Source organism: Flavobacterium olei (assembly GCF_039749035.1).
GTDB classification, from domain to species: Bacteria; Bacteroidota; Bacteroidia; order Flavobacteriales; family Flavobacteriaceae; genus Flavobacterium; species Flavobacterium olei.
Genome location: NZ_JBDKWC010000002.1, coordinates 458883 through 474808 on the forward strand (window position 1 = coordinate 458883; position 15926 = coordinate 474808).

Below are 15926 nucleotides of genomic sequence, written 5' to 3' on the forward strand. Positions count from 1 at the left end.
AAAAAGCCTCTCGGATATGAGAGGCTTTTTTTATGCGAAAAAAATTGGATTTATTTTTGATTTAACGAAGAAGGAGCAATTCCGAATTTCTTTTTAAATGAAAAAGAGAAATGCGACAAATCTTCAAAACCTACTCCAATATATACTTCAGATGGAGATTTGCCCTGCGTAATTAAGTAATAAGCTTCCTGAAGTCTTTTGTTTAGTAACCATTTTCCGGGCGCCTGATCAAATGTTTTTTGAAAATCTCTTTTAAAAGTTGCTAAGCTACGGCCGGTTAGATACGCAAATCGATGCATTTGAACATTAAAATGGAAATTCTTATTCATAAATGCTTCAAGATCAATTTTGCCGGGTTCATTAAAATCAAATAAAATATCTTTCAATTCTGGGTTTAATTTTAACAGAAGATGAATGGCTTCCTTTATTTTTAAATTAAATAAAGTTTCATTGTTTTCCTGTTCAACTTCGAGATAGGAGAGCAATGATTCCATAAAAGATTTATAGAGCGGATGTGGTTGTAAAGCAAACATGGCATCAGAGTCCACTTTTTTATCGGCTATTAAATTGTATTCTCTGCTTACTTCCAAAAGAATTTCCTGATCCAGGTAAAGAGAAATGGTTTTAAATTCTCCTCCTTGAGGCGGGATTTTAGTAAATTTTGCTAAATGATTTCTTCTGCTAAAGCGAAAATCGCCCTCCTTGGAGTAAAAAGTATTTTTAGTATCTGAGGCAATCATATCGCCGGAAATCTGATAACTGAAAACATGTTCGGGTATAAAATGTTCTCCTTCGCGACTTCGGGAATAATAACAGGAATACAATATTTTAGGTTTTACCGTCTTTGTGCTCATATTGTAAAATTACAAAAAGATCCGGATAATCTTTTTTTGGGATTTCCGGATCTTTAAAAATTATATTTGTTGAATTAAAGCTTTTGGTTCCAGATAGGCTTCCAATCCTAAAGTTCCAAATTCCCTGCCAATTCCGGATTGTTTAAATCCTCCGAAAGGTGCCATCGGGTCGTGGCCAATTCCATTTATCTGCACACGTCCTGCATTAAGTCGAGAAGCCACGCGATATGCTCGTTTAGAGTCTGACGAGCTTACATAGGCTTGTAAGCCGTAAGAGGTGTCGTTGGCAATCTCAATTGCTTCTTCTTCTGTTTTATAGGTGATAATAGATAAAACGGGACCAAAAATTTCTTCTCGCGCAATTCGCATCTGATTATTTACATGAATAAAAACGGTCGGCTTAACAAAATTTCCTTTTTCCAATCCCATTGGTTTTCCTGGTCCGCCGGTCAGAATTTCAGCTCCTTCATTAATTCCGGTCTGAATGTAATCCTGAACACGATTGAATTGTTTAGTGCTTACCATAGGTCCAACTGCTGTGCTTTCGTTTTTTGGATCTCCAACAATAGTGTTTGAAATAACTTCTTTGACAAGTAATTTTGTTTCTTCCAGTTTACTTTCGGGAATCAGTAATCTCGTTCCGGCAATACAGGCTTGTCCGCTGTTCATAAATGCTGCGCTTATCGCAAGTGGAATCGCTTTTTCGAAATCGGCATCTTCTAAAATAATATTGGGAGATTTACCGCCAAGTTCCAGTGTTATTCTCTTCATGGTATTTACGGCCTCTTTGGCAATAATTTTTCCAACAGTTGTGGATCCTGTAAAAGAGATTTTAGCAATATCAGGGTTTCTGCTTATCTCTGCCCCAACCACTTCACCTAAGCCGTTAACGATATTAACAATCCCATTTGGGAGATTGGCTTCATGAAGGCATTCTGTAATAAGTTGTGTTTGCTGAGCACTCATTTCGCTTGGTTTAATTACCGATGTGCATCCGGCTGCTATAGCTGTAGATAATTTGCTGCATATAAAACCATTGCTCGAATTCCATGGAATAATTATTCCGACTACGCCAATTGGTGTCATTTGAACTTCAGATTCACCCATCGTTTTAATAAATTCATAGCTGTTAAGGAGGGAAATTGCAGAGTCAAAGCTTTTTAGCATATAATCGTAACTTACAGTTGCAAATCGCAATGTGCCTCCGTATTCTTCTGTCATAATATTAATAAAATCATTTTTCCTTTTTTCAACCGAAGATTTTATATTTTTAAGATATTGAATTCTTTCGTTTGCTGTTGTTTGTGAAAAAGATTTAAAAGCATTTTTGGCGGCGTCAATAGCTTTTTGGGTGTCTTCTGTGTTTCCCAGAAGAACTTCTCCCAGTTTTTCATTTGTTGTGGGACTAATAAGGTCAAAATATTCTGTTCCCTGAGGTGTTACAAATTCTCCGTTAATGTAAATTTTGTCTATCGTTTTCATATTGTGTTGTTATGAATTATTATTAGGCAAATTTCGAAATTAACATCATTGCAGACTTTGTTGTAAAGCTCAAACTGACTTTGTTCTAAGGTTCATTTTTTCAGGTAGATTATTAACGAATAGTGTTGGTAAAAAAATCAATTAGAGAAGCCTTATAAATAATATATCGTTTAAATTTTTACGTTTTTAAAGTAATAACAGGTCTAACCGCATGGTTCACTAAACCTTCGCTTATGCTTCCGTTAAAAAAATGGGCAAATCCGGTTCTTCCGTGCGTGCACATTCCTATTAGGTCTGCATTTATTTTATTCGAAAAATTAATAATTCCCTTTTCGATATTCGTGTCGTTGTAAATTTGAGTTGTATAATTGGAGATGTTAAAATGAGAAATAAAATCGGTCATCGCTTTTTCGCTTACATGTGTTGGTTTGAAGCTGTTTGGCGTACATATAGTGACTAAGTGTAGTTTTGAATCAAATAATTTTATAAAATTTAAAAGTTTTTCAAAAGGTTTTTCTGCTTCGTCTGAGAAATCAGATGCGAAAACAATGTTGGATGCATTAAAATCAGTTATGTTGTTTTTGATAACCAGAACAGGAATTTCTGAGTTGCGTACCACTTTTTCAGTATTAGAACCTATTAATAGTTCTTCGATACCTGTTGATCCGTGAGATCCCATTACAATTAAATCGACGTCATAATCCTTACTGATTTGCGTGATGCCGTGTATGGGTTTGTCCATTTTAACGACTTCAGTAACGGCGATCCCGTCAAGATAAGGTTTTGAAGCAACTTCATCAAGAGTTTCGTTTGCTTTTTTCATGAAAAGCATGGTTTCAGGAATGCTGATTCCGCCTAAAATAGCATCATTGGATTGATGTGGTAATTCAAGCATGTGGAGAAGAATAATTTCAGAATCGTTCTTTTTTGCTATTTGAGCGGCAACTTTTAAAGCATCTTCTGCATGTTCTGAGAAGTCGGTAGGTACTAGAATTCTTTTCATGATTTTGAGGTTATAATTGTGAATAATTCTATGTTTTTGCGCTATTATAAAGGTAAGAAATATTTTTAGAGCAATCAATTTATTTGATTTACAAAAAAATCACTATATTTGCACTGTTATTTATTAAAATCTAAATAATGAGGGGACTAAGTGTCCCCTCTTTTTATAAAATTATGACATTTAAAGAAAAAGTAAACGGATTAATTACGGAAGCACTTCTGGAAAAACCATCAGTCTTTTTGATTGATTTGGCCATCTCAGATTCTTTTAAAATTAGTGTTGGTTTAGACGGAGATAACGGAGTGGCGCTTCAGGACTGCATCGATATTAGTCGGGCAATCGAGAACAATCTGGATCGTGAAGAGCAGGATTTTTCGCTTGAAGTAGCATCAGTTGGAGTAGGATCGCCTTTAAAAATGACAAGACAATATAAGAAAAATATTGGTAGAACGTTGATTGTTACTACAAATACAGAAAAAATTGAAGCAGAATTAGTGGAAGCTAACGATGTTTTTATAATTTTGTCTTGGAAATCAAGAGAACCGAAAAAAATAGGAAAAGGAAAAGAAACAGTTCAAAAAGAGCAACAAATACCTTATACAGAAATTAAAGAGGCAATTGTTACAGTAACATTTTAATTTAAAGAATTCGCATGGAAAATTTAGCATTAATCGATTCATTCTCAGAGTTTAAAGATAATAAACTTATTGATCGTGTAACGCTTATGGCAATTTTAGAGGACGTGTTTAGAAATGCATTGAAGAAAAAATACGGTTCTGATGATAACTTCGATATTATCATTAATCCTGATAAAGGAGATATGGAGATATGGAGAAGAAGAGTAATTGTTGCTGACGAAGATCTTGATTTTGAAAATGAGGAAATTACGCTTACAGAAGCAAGAATGATTGAAGCGGATTTTGAAATTGGTGAAGAGGTTTCTGAAGAAGTAAAATTGATTGATTTAGGAAGAAGAGCTATTTTAGCACTTCGTCAAAATTTAATATCTAAAATTCACGAACACGATAATACAAATCTTTACAAACAATTTAAAGATATTATCGGTGATATATATACAGCTGAAGTACATCACGTGCGTCCAAGAGTTGTTATTCTGGTTGATGATGAAGGAAATGAAATCGTTCTTCCAAAAGAAAAACAAATTCCGTCAGATTTTTTCCGTAAAGGAGATAATGTACGCGGAATTATTGAAAGCGTAGAATTAAAAGGGAATAAACCTCAGATTATTATGTCAAGAACTTCTGAGAAGTTTTTAGAAAAATTATTTGAGCAGGAAATTCCAGAGGTTTTTGACGGTTTAATTACGGTTAAAAATGTAGTTCGTATTCCTGGTGAAAAAGCAAAAGTAGCGGTAGATTCTTATGATGACAGAATTGATCCGGTTGGAGCTTGTGTGGGAATGAAAGGTTCCCGTATTCACGGAATTGTACGCGAACTTGGTAATGAAAATATTGATGTCATTAATTATACAAGCAATATTCAATTATTTATAACAAGAGCCTTAAGCCCTGCAAAAGTTTCTTCTATCAAAATTGATGAAGAAAGTAAAAGAGCTGAAGTTTTCTTGAAATTAGAAGAAGTTTCTAAAGCAATTGGTAGAGGCGGTCACAACATTAAGTTAGCAGGTCAGTTGACAGGTTATGAATTAGATGTTATCCGTGAAGGAGACGTTGCCGGTGCTGTTGCAGATGAAGACGATGTAGAGTTGACAGAGTTTTCAGATGAAATTGAAGAATGGGTAATTGAAGAGTTTGCAAAAATAGGTTTGGATACTGCAAAAAGTATCTTAAAACACGACGTAGAAGATTTAGTTAGAAGAACAGATCTGGAAGAGGAAACGATTCTGGATGTTATGAAAATACTAAAAGAAGAGTTTGATAGTTAAGCAATAGCTGAATGTCTGCTCTAACAACACAACGAAAAAGGTAATAATAAAAAGGTTATATGTCTGAAGAGAGAGTAATAAGAATAAACAAGGTTTTAAGGGAATTAAATATTTCGTTAGAAAGAGCTGTGGATTATCTAAAGGATAAGGGAATTGCTATTGATGCAAATCCAAATGCTAAAATTTCTGATAGCGAATTTAATATCCTTCAAAGCCAATTTGCGGGCGATAAGGGGAATAAGGAGGCTTCCAAAGAAGTTGGAGAAGAGAAAAGAAAAGAAAAAGAAGCTTTACGTGTAGAACGTGAAAAAGAAATTGAAGACAAGCGCAGACAAGATGAAGAGCGTCAGAGACAACAAGAAATAATAAAAGCGAGAGCTGTTGTTTCGGGTCCTGTACAAGTTGGTAAAATTGACTTAAATCCAAAGAAACCTGCTGTTACTCCTGCTGAAGAAACTTCAAAAGTAGAAAAACCACAAACGGTTACGCCGGTTGAGGCAGAAAAACCAGTTCAAAATGAAACGGTAAAAGCTGAACCTGCAGTAACGCCAGTGGCAGAAACGAAAAAAGAAGAACCTATTATTACTGAGAAAAAAGAAGTTAAAACAGAATCTTCTAAAGTTGCTCAGGAGCCAATCGTGTCTACTGATCCGGCAACTTCTGAAGAAACGATTACTACTCAATATCAAAAGCTTTCTGGAACAACTCTTACGGGGCAAACCATTGACTTATCTCAATTTAATAAGCCAAAGAAAAAGAAAGAAGATCCTAAAGCGGTTCAAAATAAACCTGGAGCTCCGGGGACAGGGAACAATAATAACGCAAATAAAAATAAGCGTAAAAGAATTGCTCCAAAACCAGGTACTCCTGGTGCGCCAAAACCTGCGACAGGAAATGCGCCGGGAACGCCAAATCCAAATAAAATTACACCAAATACTGGTGGTGGAGGTTTTAATGCTAACAGAAGTGCAAGACCAGGTTTTGTAAAAGGAAACCGTCCTGCAATTGTGGCTAAAGTTGAGCCTACAGAAGAAGAAGTAAAAAACCAAATTAGAGAAACTCTTGAAAAACTTCAGGGTAAAGGAGGAAAATCTAAAGCGGCAAAATATAGAAGAGATAAAAGAGAAACGCACCGTCAGAAATCTGATGATGAGCAAAGAGCTCTTGACGAAGGAAGTAAAACAATTAAAGTTACTGAATTTGTCACTGTAGGTGAAATTGCAATCATGATGGATGTACCGATTACTAAGGTAATTGGAACTTGTATGTCTTTAGGTATCATGGTTACAATGAACCAGCGTCTTGATGCTGAAACTTTAACTATCGTTGCAGATGAGTTTGGTTATGATGTAGAGTTTATTACAGTAGATATTGAAGAAGCAATTGAAGTTGTAGAAGACAGAGAAGAAGACTTAGTAACAAGAGCGCCAATTGTAACCGTAATGGGTCACGTTGACCACGGTAAAACATCTTTACTGGATTATATTCGTAAAGAAAATGTTATCGCCGGTGAGTCTGGAGGAATCACACAGCACATTGGAGCTTATGGGGTAACTCTTGATAATGGTCAGAAAATTGCGTTTTTAGATACTCCGGGTCACGAGGCGTTTACCGCGATGCGTGCACGTGGAGCTCAGGTTACAGATATCGCAATTATTGTGGTAGCTGCCGATGATGATATCATGCCGCAGACGAAAGAGGCAATCTCACACGCACAGGCTGCAGGAGTACCGATTATATTCGCCATAAACAAAATTGATAAACCAAACGCGAATGTTGAGAAAATCAAAGAACGTTTGGCTGGTATGAATTTACTTGTTGAAGACTGGGGTGGAAAAATTCAGTCACATGATATTTCTGCGAAAGTAGGAACAGGTGTAAAAGAATTACTTGAAAAAGTTTTACTGGAGGCAGAAATTCTTGATTTAAAATCAAATCCAAATAAAGCTGCACAAGGAACTGTTGTTGAAGCATTCTTAGATAAAGGAAAAGGATATGTGTCTACAATTTTAGTTCAGCAGGGAACTTTGAAAATTGGAGATTATATGCTGGCTGGTAAACACCACGGAAAAGTAAAAGCAATGCATGACGAGAGAGGGCATACTGTTCTTGAGGCTGGTCCTTCGACTCCGGTATCTGTTTTAGGTCTTGATGGAGCTGCTACTGCGGGTGATAAATTTAATGTATTTGAAGATGAGAAAGAAGCGAAACAAATTGCTTCTAAACGTTCTCAGTTAATGCGTGAGCAGTCAGTTCGTACACAAAGACATATTACACTTGATGAGATTGGACGTCGTATTGCTCTTGGTCAGTTTAAAGAATTGAATGTAATCCTTAAAGGGGACGTGGATGGTTCTGTTGAAGCATTGTCTGATTCATTCTCTAAACTTTCTACAGAAGAAGTTCAGATCAATATTATTCATAAAGGAGTTGGAGCAATTACAGAAACAGATGTTAACCTGGCTTCTGCATCAGATGCGATTATTATCGGATTTAATGTTCGTCCGGCCGGAAATGCCAGACAGCTTGCAGATAAAGAAGAAATTGATATCCGTTACTACTCTATTATCTACGCAGCTATCGATGACTTAAAAGATGCTATGGAAGGTATGTTGGCGCCAGAGATGAAAGAAGAAATTTTAGGAACTGCTGAAATCCGTGAGATATTCAAAATTTCTAAAGTAGGTTCAATTGCTGGTTGTATGGTGACAGACGGTAAGATATTAAGAGCAGCTAAAATAAGAGTTATCAGAGATGGTGTTGTTGTTCATACCGGAGAGTTAGTTGCTTTAAAACGATTCAAAGATGATGTTAAAGAGGTTTCTAAAGGTTATGATTGCGGTATCCAGATCAAAGGATATAATGATATCGAAATTAATGATGCTATAGAAGCTTACCATGAAGTAGCTATTAAAAAGAAATTAAAATAATATTTCGTAATTATAAAAAAAAAGTCTCAATGAAAATTGGGACTTTTTTTATATGCTAATTTTTGGAGCATATTATTCGGGTTTTAGTATTATTTTTGATTCAACTAAATTTAGTAATTATGAAAATAAGAATATATACCGCTGTGTTATTTTTAAGTCTTTCCTCGATTTGCTTTGCGCAAGAAGCAGTAGAAAAGCCTGCGCCACCTGCGGGAAATGCCATAATTGGAGATTTTTATGGGAATGATATTTCTAAGCCTTCAATAAATACTGCGATGCCTGTTGAACAATTAGAAAGCAAATTACGCGTCGATAATAAATTAGAAAACATTGCTGTAAAAGGGGAGGTTACCGGAGTTTGTCCAAAAAGAGGATGCTGGATTACGTTAAAAACGGAAAGTGGTGCATCATTCTTTGTCAAAATGAAAGATTATGCATTCTTTGTCCCTGTTGCACTAAAAGGCAAAAATGTAGTATTGGAAGGAAATGCAGAAAGTAAAATCACTTCTCTTGATGAGCTTAAGCACTATGCGAAAGACGCAAAGAAATCAAAATCTGAGATAGATGCTATTACCGCACCCAAAGAAGAAATCCGTTTTTTGGCCAGCGGTATTAAAGTAGTGAATTAAAAATCTGTTATAAGATTTTTTTGTAGAGCATGAAAAGCTTAGTTACAGGACTAAGCTAAATTACTTTGTATTAGACATAATAGAATAAAAAAACAAAGGCGAGATGGGTATCTCGCCTTTGTTTTTTAAAATTATCTTCCGGGTTTTAATAGAAAAACACTCTTATATCGTTTTTTAATTTCCGCCAGATTTCTTTCTGCTTCAATTCTGGTTTTGAAGTTTCCTACTATGACCTTATAGTTAGGAGTACTGAAAATTATTGTTCCGTCTATATCAGAATTTTCTCTTTTAAAATCGGATAATGTCTTTTTTGCCTCGTCGCTTTTGCCGCTAAAGATTTGGATTCTGTAGGTATCGTTTGTGCTTATTGACGTGTTAATTTTACGTTTCTCGTTAAGTAACTGCTCAAATTTAGGGTCTTGGTTCACTGTTAAATTTTGATCTTGAGCGTTAATGTTATGTGCGAAAGCAATCGTTATAATTGTTAGTAAAAGGCTTTTAGAAGGGCTTAAAATTCTCATAATGTGATGGTTTTTATGCAAAAATACTATTTAAAGTCTGAGTGTAAAATTTTAATATTATTTAGAATTGATATAAATTGATATTTAAGACTATTTTAAGGTTTTGAGAATAGTTCATAAGTCGTATTTTTGTGCAAGTTTTAAAAGAGGGTATAGATTTTTCCTGATATAACATAGAAAAAATCATACCAAAAATTAGTAGACAATTATTTATACTATATGAAAAAGGTGGGTAACCATAATTCGATCTCAAGAAAATTGCTGTTTGGCTTATCGCTGACGTTAATTTTCTCCCTAACTTCATTTGCTCAAGATGCTGCTGCTCCGGCGGCGACTGAAGCTGCTGCTGCTGCTCCGGCTGCAGGAGACGGTGATCCGGTAAAAGGGAAGGAACTTTTTAATGCAAATTGCGCTGCATGTCACAAATTAGATGCTAAATCAACTGGTCCTGCTTTAAGAGGAGTAGCTGCTAAACATGATAAAGCTTGGCTTTACAAGTGGGTGCATAACAGTTCTGACATGATTAAGTCAGGTGATCCTGTTGCAGTTAAACTTTTTGAGGAAAACAATAAAGCAGTAATGACTCCTTTTCCTCAATTGTCTGAAGGGGATATTGATAATATTATAGCATATACTTCTGAAGTAAAAGCTGAACCTGCTGCAGGTGCTAATGCACAATTGCCAACCGGGCCTCAGCCTGAAGCAAGTGGAATTTCAAACAATATTATTTTAGGAGCTCTTGCTCTTGTAATGGCTATTTTAGTAGTAATGCTGTTCATGGTGAACAAAGTGTTAACTAAGGTGGCAAATAAAAATGGTATTGTAGTAGCTCCAAAAGAAGCAAGAACTCCAATCTGGAAAGCATTCGCAAGAAATCAGTTTTTAGTATTGGTTACTGCTATATTTTTACTTTTGGCTAGTGGTTATTTTGTTTACGGTTACTTAATGCAGGTAGGTGTAGATCAAAATTATGAGCCAATTCAGCCAATCCATTATTCGCACAAAATTCACGCTGGTGATAATGAGATCAATTGTAAATATTGTCACTCTGCTTCACGTGTAAGTAAAACTGCTGGTATTCCTTCTTTAAATGTTTGTATGAACTGTCATAAAAATATTTCAGAAGTTGCTGAAACTACAGCTACTGCTGAGTATAGCAAAGCGTTTTACGATGGTGAAATTCAAAAATTATATGATGCTGTTGGATGGGATAAGACTAAACAGGCTTATACTGGAAAAACAAAACCTGTTAAATGGGTTCGTATTCATAATCTGCCTGATTTTGTTTACTTTAATCACTCACAACACGTTTCAGTTGCGGGCATTGAATGTCAAACTTGTCACGGTCCAGTGCAGGAATTTGAAATCATGAAGCAATATTCTAAATTAACAATGGGATGGTGTATTGATTGCCATAGAAAAACTGATGTTAAGATGGAAGGTAATGCTTACTATGATAAAATTCATGCTGAACTTTCTAAAAAATACGGTGTAGAGAAATTAACTGCAGCGCAAATGGGAGGTTTAGAATGCGGTAAATGCCACTATTAATCGAATTATTAAGATTTTAATATTTATATACAATGTCATCAAACAAAAAATACTGGAAAAGTGTTGAAGAGCTAGAAAATAGCTCTATTGTTGAGGCGCTTAGAAATAACGAATTCGTTGAAGAAATTCCTACCGATGAGTTTTTGGGTAACGCTGATGCTTTATCTACATCTGGAACTTCACGTCGTGACTTTTTAAAGTACGTAGGGTTTAGTACTGCAGCTGTTACATTAGCTGCCTGCGAAGGTCCTGTTCACAAGTCTATCCCTTATGTGTTACAACCAGAACAAATCATTCCTGGGGTTGCAGATTATTATGCAACGACTGTATTTGATGGTTTTGATTTTGCAAATCTTTTGGTGAAAACTCGTGAGGGTCGTCCAATTAAAATTGAAAACAATACAATTGCTGGAGCTAAATTTTCAGCGAATGCTAGAATTCATGCTTCTATTTTAGGATTGTATGACAGTAGTCGTTTGAGAGAACCAAAAGTAGACGGAAAAGATTCTACATGGTCGGCTGTTGATTTAAAAATTAAATCAAGTTTAGCTGAGGCAAAAGCAAAAGGAGGTCAGGTAGTGTTATTAACAAACACATTAGCTAGTCCTTCAACTGAAAAATTAATAGCAGAGTTTATTGCTAAGAATCCAAACGCTAAACATGTTGTTTATGATGCGGTTTCTTCGTCAGAAGCACTGGATGCTTTTCAGGCTGTATATGGTGAAAGAGCTTTAGTGGATTATGATTTTTCTAAATCTTCTTTAATTGTATCTGTTGGTGCTGATTTCTTAGGAGACTGGCAAGGTGGCGGATATGATGCTGGATATGCACAAGGACGTATTCCTCAAAACGGAAAAATGTCCCGTCATTTTCAGTTTGAATCAAATATGACATTATCTGGAGCGGCTGCTGATAAGCGTGTTCCAATGACTACAGCTGACCAAAAACAAGCTTTAGTTCAAATTTATAATATTATTGTAGGTGCTTCTGTTCCTGTTACTTTGGATGGTAAGTTTAAAAATGAAGTAGTGAAAGCTGCTCAGCAACTTAAAGCTGCCGGATCAAAAGGAGTTTTAGTATCTGGAATTGAAGATAAAAATGCTCAACTATTAGTCTTAGCTATCAACCAGGCGTTAGCTAGTGAGGCTTTTAGTACTGTTGGAACAAGACAAATTAGAAAAGGTTCTAATGCGGCTGTTTCACAATTAATTAAAGACTTAAACGCTGGAAGTGTTCATACTTTAATTATGAGTGGAGTTAATCCGGTTTATACTTTAGCTGATTCAGCTGCTTTTGCATCTGGATTGAAAAAAGTTAAAACTTCTGTTGCTTTTGCATTAAAAGAAGATGAAACTGCTTCTGTTTCTACAATTGCTGCTCCGGTTCCTCATTACTTAGAGTCATGGGGTGATCTTGAAATTACAAAAGGAACTTACAGTTTAACACAGCCAACTATTCGTCCTATATTTAATACTAAACAATTTCAGGATGTTTTATTATCATTAAATGGTACTGGCGGTACTTTTTATGATTATTTAAAAGCAAATTCTGCTAGTTTAACTGCGGGATCTTCGTGGAATAAAGTATTACATGATGGAGTTTTTGTAGGTATTGGTAGTGCGCTTTCTGGAGGTGCTGTTGATGCTGCAGCTGCGGCAAATGCACTTTCTAGATCTAAATCTGCCGGAGACTTTGAATTAGTATTGTATACTAAAACAGGTATGGGAGATGGTCAACAAGCAAATAACCCTTGGTTACAAGAGTTTCCGGATCCAATTACAAGAGTTTCCTGGGATAACTATGTAACAGTTTCTAACACTGATGCTAAAAAATTAGGTCTATCTAATGAAATCGTTGCAAACGGTGGTTTAAATGGTAGTTATGCTACTATAACAACTGCAGATGGCGTTAAATTAGAAAATGTACCGGTTATCGTTCAGCCAGGTCAGGCAGTTGGTACTGTAGGTTTAGCTGTCGGATACGGACGTAAAGCGTCTTTAAAAGAAGAAATGCAGGTAGGTTTAAATGCTTACGCTTTATATAAAGGTTTCAATGGTGTTCAATCTGTTTCTATAGCGAAAGCTGGAGGAGAGCATGAGTTTGCTTGTGTTCAAGGTCAAAAAACGTTAATGGGTAGAGGGGATATTATTAAAGAAACCACATTAGAGGTATTTAATACTAAGGATGCAGAACACTGGAATGAAAAACCAATGGTATCTTTAGATCACCAGGAGGTTGAGGCTACTACTGTCGATTTATGGGAATCATTTGATCGTTCAACAGGGCACCACTTCAATCTTTCAATCGACTTAAATGCTTGTACAGGATGCGGAGCATGTGTTATCGCATGTCATGCAGAAAATAACGTTCCTGTTGTAGGTAAAGCAGAAGTAAGAAGAAGCCGTGATATGCATTGGTTGCGTATTGACAGATACTATTCTTCTGAAAGTACTTTTGAAGGTGATAACGAAAGAAAAGAAGGAATTGCGGGATTATCTAGTTCATTATCTACCTTTAATGAAATGGAAAAACCTGGAGACAATCCACAAGTAGCTTTCCAGCCGGTAATGTGTCAACACTGTAACCATGCACCATGTGAAACAGTTTGTCCTGTTGCTGCAACATCTCACGGTCGTGAAGGTCAAAACCACATGGCATACAACAGATGTGTTGGTACTCGTTATTGTGCGAATAACTGTCCATATAAAGTACGTCGTTTTAACTGGTTCTTGTATAACAAAAACAGTGAATTCGATTATCACATGAATGATGATTTAGGTCGTATGGTATTAAACCCAGACGTAAATGTTCGTTCTCGTGGAGTTATGGAGAAATGTTCTATGTGTATTCAAATGACACAAGCTACAAAATTGAAAGCGAAAAATGAAGGACGTGCAGTTGTTGATGGAGAATTCCAGACAGCTTGTTCTAGCGCTTGTTCTTCTGGAGCGATGATATTTGGAGATGTTAATGATAAAGATAGTAAAGTAGCTAAATTGGCTGCCGATGAAAGATCATACCATTTATTGGAGCATGTTGGAACAAAACCTAATGTGGTTTACCATGTTAAAGTTAGAAATACGTAGTACAAAAAATTATTAATTAAGAAACAATATAAAGGATTATGTCGTCTCATTACGAAGCACCCATTAGAAAACCTTTAGTTATAGGTGATAAATCTTATCACGATGTAACAGTAGATGTAGCTGCGCCTGTTGAAGGTCCTGCAAATAAGCAATGGTGGATTGTATTTTCTATTGCATTAATAGCCTTCCTTTGGGGACTAGGTTGTATTATTTACACTGTGTCTACCGGTATTGGAACATGGGGATTAAATAAAACAGTTGGTTGGGCATGGGATATCACGAACTTCGTTTGGTGGGTTGGTATCGGTCACGCAGGAACTTTAATTTCTGCAGTACTTTTGCTTTTCCGTCAACGTTGGAGAATGGCGATTAACCGTTCTGCAGAAGCGATGACCATTTTCTCAGTAGTACAAGCAGGTTTATTCCCAATTATCCACATGGGTCGTCCATGGCTGGCATACTGGGTATTGCCTATACCAAACCAATTTGGATCACTATGGGTTAACTTTAACTCACCATTACTTTGGGACGTATTCGCGATTTCAACTTATCTTTCAGTATCATTAGTTTTCTGGTGGACTGGTTTATTACCGGATTTCGCTATGCTTCGTGATAGAGCTATAACTCCGTTTAATAAAAGAGTTTATTCTATCTTAAGTTTTGGATGGAGTGGTAGAGCAAAAGATTGGCAGCGTTTTGAAGAAGTATCTTTAGTACTTGCTGGTTTAGCTACTCCTCTTGTACTTTCTGTGCACACAATTGTATCTATGGACTTTGCTACTTCGGTAATTCCTGGATGGCATACAACAATCTTCCCTCCGTACTTCGTTGCAGGAGCGGTTTTCTCAGGATTTGCGATGGTAAATACATTGTTGATCGTAATGAGAAAAGTTTCTAACCTTGAAGCATACATTACATTACAACATATTGAATTAATGAATATCATTATCATGATTACTGGTTCTATTGTTGGTGTTGCGTATATCACTGAGTTATTTGTAGCTTGGTATTCAGGTGTAGAATACGAACAATATGCATTCTTAAACAGAGCGACAGGACCTTACTGGTGGGCTTACTGGTCTATGATGACTTGTAACGTGTTCTCACCTCAGTTTATGTGGTTCAAAAAATTAAGAACTAGTATCATGTTCTCATTTATCATTTCGATTGTAGTAAACATCGGGATGTGGTTCGAAAGATTCGTAATTATTGTTACTTCTTTACATAGAGATTACCTTCCATCTTCTTGGACAATGTTCTCACCAACATTTGTTGATATTGGAATTTTCATTGGAACAATTGGTTTCTTCTTCGTATTGTTTTTATTGTACTCAAGAACTTTCCCTGTAATTGCTCAGGCAGAGGTTAAAACAATTTTGAAAGGAACTGGAGATAATTACATTAGAGAAAGAGCAAATAGTAAAGATTCACATCATGAGTAATAAAGTAATATACGCCATTTATAATGACGATGACATTTTGATGAATGCAGTAAAGAAGACCAGAGCTGCACATCATCATATTGAAGAGGTTTTTACTCCATTCCCAGTTCACGGATTGGATAAAGCCATGGGATTAGCGCCAACTAGATTAGCAATATGTGCTTTCTTATACGGATGTGTTGGTATCTCTGTTGCTACAACAATGATGAGTTATATCATGATTCATGACTGGCCACAGGATATCGGTGGTAAACCAAGTTTCAGTTTTATCCAGAATATGCCATCTTTTGTGCCGATTATGTTTGAGATGACTGTATTTTTTGCAGCTCACTTAATGGTAATTACTTTTTATATGAGAAGTAGATTATGGCCATTTAAGCAAGCTGAAAACCCGGATGTAAGAACAACTGATGACCACTTCTTAATGGAAGTTGCAGTAAATGATAACGAAGCAGAATTAGTTTCTTTCTTTGAAGGAACCGGAGCTGTTGAAGTTAAAGTAATTGAAAAGAATTAATTGTA

Annotated in this window: 12 protein-coding genes; 8 read left to right on the forward strand and 4 right to left on the reverse strand. The window is 35.9% G+C overall.

Translation table 11 applies throughout. The features are described 5' to 3' along the window. Positions 1–50: 50 nt before the first annotated feature. The 3 genes from ABEB31_RS05955 to ABEB31_RS05965 all read right to left on the reverse strand — a co-directional run bounded on the left by ABEB31_RS05955 (position 51) and on the right by ABEB31_RS05965 (position 3339). The gene (locus ABEB31_RS05955; protein ID WP_347050435.1) at positions 51–854 is read right to left on the reverse strand and encodes a helix-turn-helix domain-containing protein; all 804 of its coding nucleotides are present in this window, start codon (positions 852–854) and stop codon (positions 51–53) included. Between the two features lie 60 nt (positions 855–914). Beyond that, positions 915–2336: an aldehyde dehydrogenase family protein gene (locus ABEB31_RS05960; RefSeq protein WP_347050436.1), complete on the reverse strand. Its 1422-nt coding sequence runs from the start codon at positions 2334–2336 to the stop codon at positions 915–917. A gap of 178 nt (positions 2337–2514) precedes the next feature. After that, the gene (locus ABEB31_RS05965; RefSeq protein ID WP_347050437.1) at positions 2515–3339 is read right to left on the reverse strand and encodes a universal stress protein; all 825 of its coding nucleotides are present in this window, start codon (positions 3337–3339) and stop codon (positions 2515–2517) included. Between the two features lie 173 nt (positions 3340–3512). Between ABEB31_RS05965 and rimP the strand changes: the two genes are divergently transcribed. From rimP to ABEB31_RS05985, 4 genes are all read left to right on the forward strand, one after another. Beyond that, the gene (rimP, locus tag ABEB31_RS05970) at positions 3513–3977 is read left to right on the forward strand and encodes a ribosome assembly cofactor RimP (RefSeq protein ID WP_347050438.1); all 465 of its coding nucleotides are present in this window, start codon (positions 3513–3515) and stop codon (positions 3975–3977) included. Between the two features lie 14 nt (positions 3978–3991). Further along, positions 3992–5245: a transcription termination factor NusA gene (nusA, locus tag ABEB31_RS05975; protein ID WP_347050439.1), complete on the forward strand. Its 1254-nt coding sequence runs from the start codon at positions 3992–3994 to the stop codon at positions 5243–5245. Between the two features lie 59 nt (positions 5246–5304). Further along, entirely contained in the window at positions 5305–8175 is a 2871-nt protein-coding gene (gene infB / locus ABEB31_RS05980; RefSeq protein WP_347050440.1) for a translation initiation factor IF-2, read from the forward strand. 119 nt (positions 8176–8294) lie between these two features. Further along, positions 8295–8804 carry a DUF4920 domain-containing protein gene (locus tag ABEB31_RS05985; RefSeq protein ID WP_347050441.1) on the forward strand — a complete coding sequence of 170 codons (510 nt, stop codon included), beginning with the start codon at positions 8295–8297 and terminating at the stop codon, positions 8802–8804. Positions 8805–8935: 131 nt separating this feature from the next. Here ABEB31_RS05985 and ABEB31_RS05990 read toward each other — a convergent pair whose 3' ends face one another. Then, complete coding sequence (locus ABEB31_RS05990; RefSeq protein WP_347050442.1) at positions 8936–9325, reverse strand: SPOR domain-containing protein; 390 nt, start codon at positions 9323–9325, stop codon at positions 8936–8938. Between the two features lie 219 nt (positions 9326–9544). On the opposite strand from ABEB31_RS05990, the gene ABEB31_RS05995 reads away from it, so the two are divergent. From ABEB31_RS05995 to ABEB31_RS06010, 4 genes are read left to right on the forward strand one after another with little or no spacing between them, the layout of a single operon-like run. Beyond that, positions 9545–10876: a c-type cytochrome gene (locus tag ABEB31_RS05995; RefSeq protein ID WP_347050443.1), complete on the forward strand. Its 1332-nt coding sequence runs from the start codon at positions 9545–9547 to the stop codon at positions 10874–10876. A gap of 32 nt (positions 10877–10908) precedes the next feature. After that, a complete protein-coding gene (locus ABEB31_RS06000) occupies positions 10909–13962 on the forward strand; it encodes a TAT-variant-translocated molybdopterin oxidoreductase (protein ID WP_347050444.1) in 3054 nt (1017 codons plus the stop codon). A gap of 38 nt (positions 13963–14000) precedes the next feature. After that, the gene (gene nrfD / locus ABEB31_RS06005) at positions 14001–15404 is read left to right on the forward strand and encodes an NrfD/PsrC family molybdoenzyme membrane anchor subunit (RefSeq protein ID WP_008466839.1); all 1404 of its coding nucleotides are present in this window, start codon (positions 14001–14003) and stop codon (positions 15402–15404) included. After that, entirely contained in the window at positions 15397–15921 is a 525-nt protein-coding gene (locus tag ABEB31_RS06010) for a DUF3341 domain-containing protein (protein ID WP_347050445.1), read from the forward strand. The genes nrfD and ABEB31_RS06010 overlap by 8 nt, the downstream gene beginning before the upstream one ends. The last annotated feature ends 5 nt before the right edge of the window (positions 15922–15926 follow it).

Excerpts from the sequence above, each read along its gene's own strand:
- nusA (WP_347050439.1), top strand. The coding sequence starts at position 3,992 with ATGGAAAATTTAGCATTAATCGATTCATTCTCAGAGTTTAAAGATAAT.
- ABEB31_RS05955 (WP_347050435.1), bottom strand. The coding sequence starts at position 854 with ATGAGCACAAAGACGGTAAAACCTAAAATATTGTATTCCTGTTATTAT.
- ABEB31_RS05985 (WP_347050441.1), top strand. The coding sequence starts at position 8,295 with ATGAAAATAAGAATATATACCGCTGTGTTATTTTTAAGTCTTTCCTCG.
- ABEB31_RS05990 (WP_347050442.1), bottom strand. The coding sequence starts at position 9,325 with ATGAGAATTTTAAGCCCTTCTAAAAGCCTTTTACTAACAATTATAACG.
- infB (WP_347050440.1), top strand. The coding sequence starts at position 5,305 with ATGTCTGAAGAGAGAGTAATAAGAATAAACAAGGTTTTAAGGGAATTA.
- rimP (WP_347050438.1), top strand. The coding sequence starts at position 3,513 with ATGACATTTAAAGAAAAAGTAAACGGATTAATTACGGAAGCACTTCTG.
- ABEB31_RS05960 (WP_347050436.1), bottom strand. The coding sequence starts at position 2,336 with ATGAAAACGATAGACAAAATTTACATTAACGGAGAATTTGTAACACCT.
- ABEB31_RS05995 (WP_347050443.1), top strand. The coding sequence starts at position 9,545 with ATGAAAAAGGTGGGTAACCATAATTCGATCTCAAGAAAATTGCTGTTT.
- ABEB31_RS06010 (WP_347050445.1), top strand. The coding sequence starts at position 15,397 with ATGAGTAATAAAGTAATATACGCCATTTATAATGACGATGACATTTTG.
- ABEB31_RS06000 (WP_347050444.1), top strand. The coding sequence starts at position 10,909 with ATGTCATCAAACAAAAAATACTGGAAAAGTGTTGAAGAGCTAGAAAAT.
- nrfD (WP_008466839.1), top strand. The coding sequence starts at position 14,001 with ATGTCGTCTCATTACGAAGCACCCATTAGAAAACCTTTAGTTATAGGT.
- ABEB31_RS05965 (WP_347050437.1), bottom strand. The coding sequence starts at position 3,339 with ATGAAAAGAATTCTAGTACCTACCGACTTCTCAGAACATGCAGAAGAT.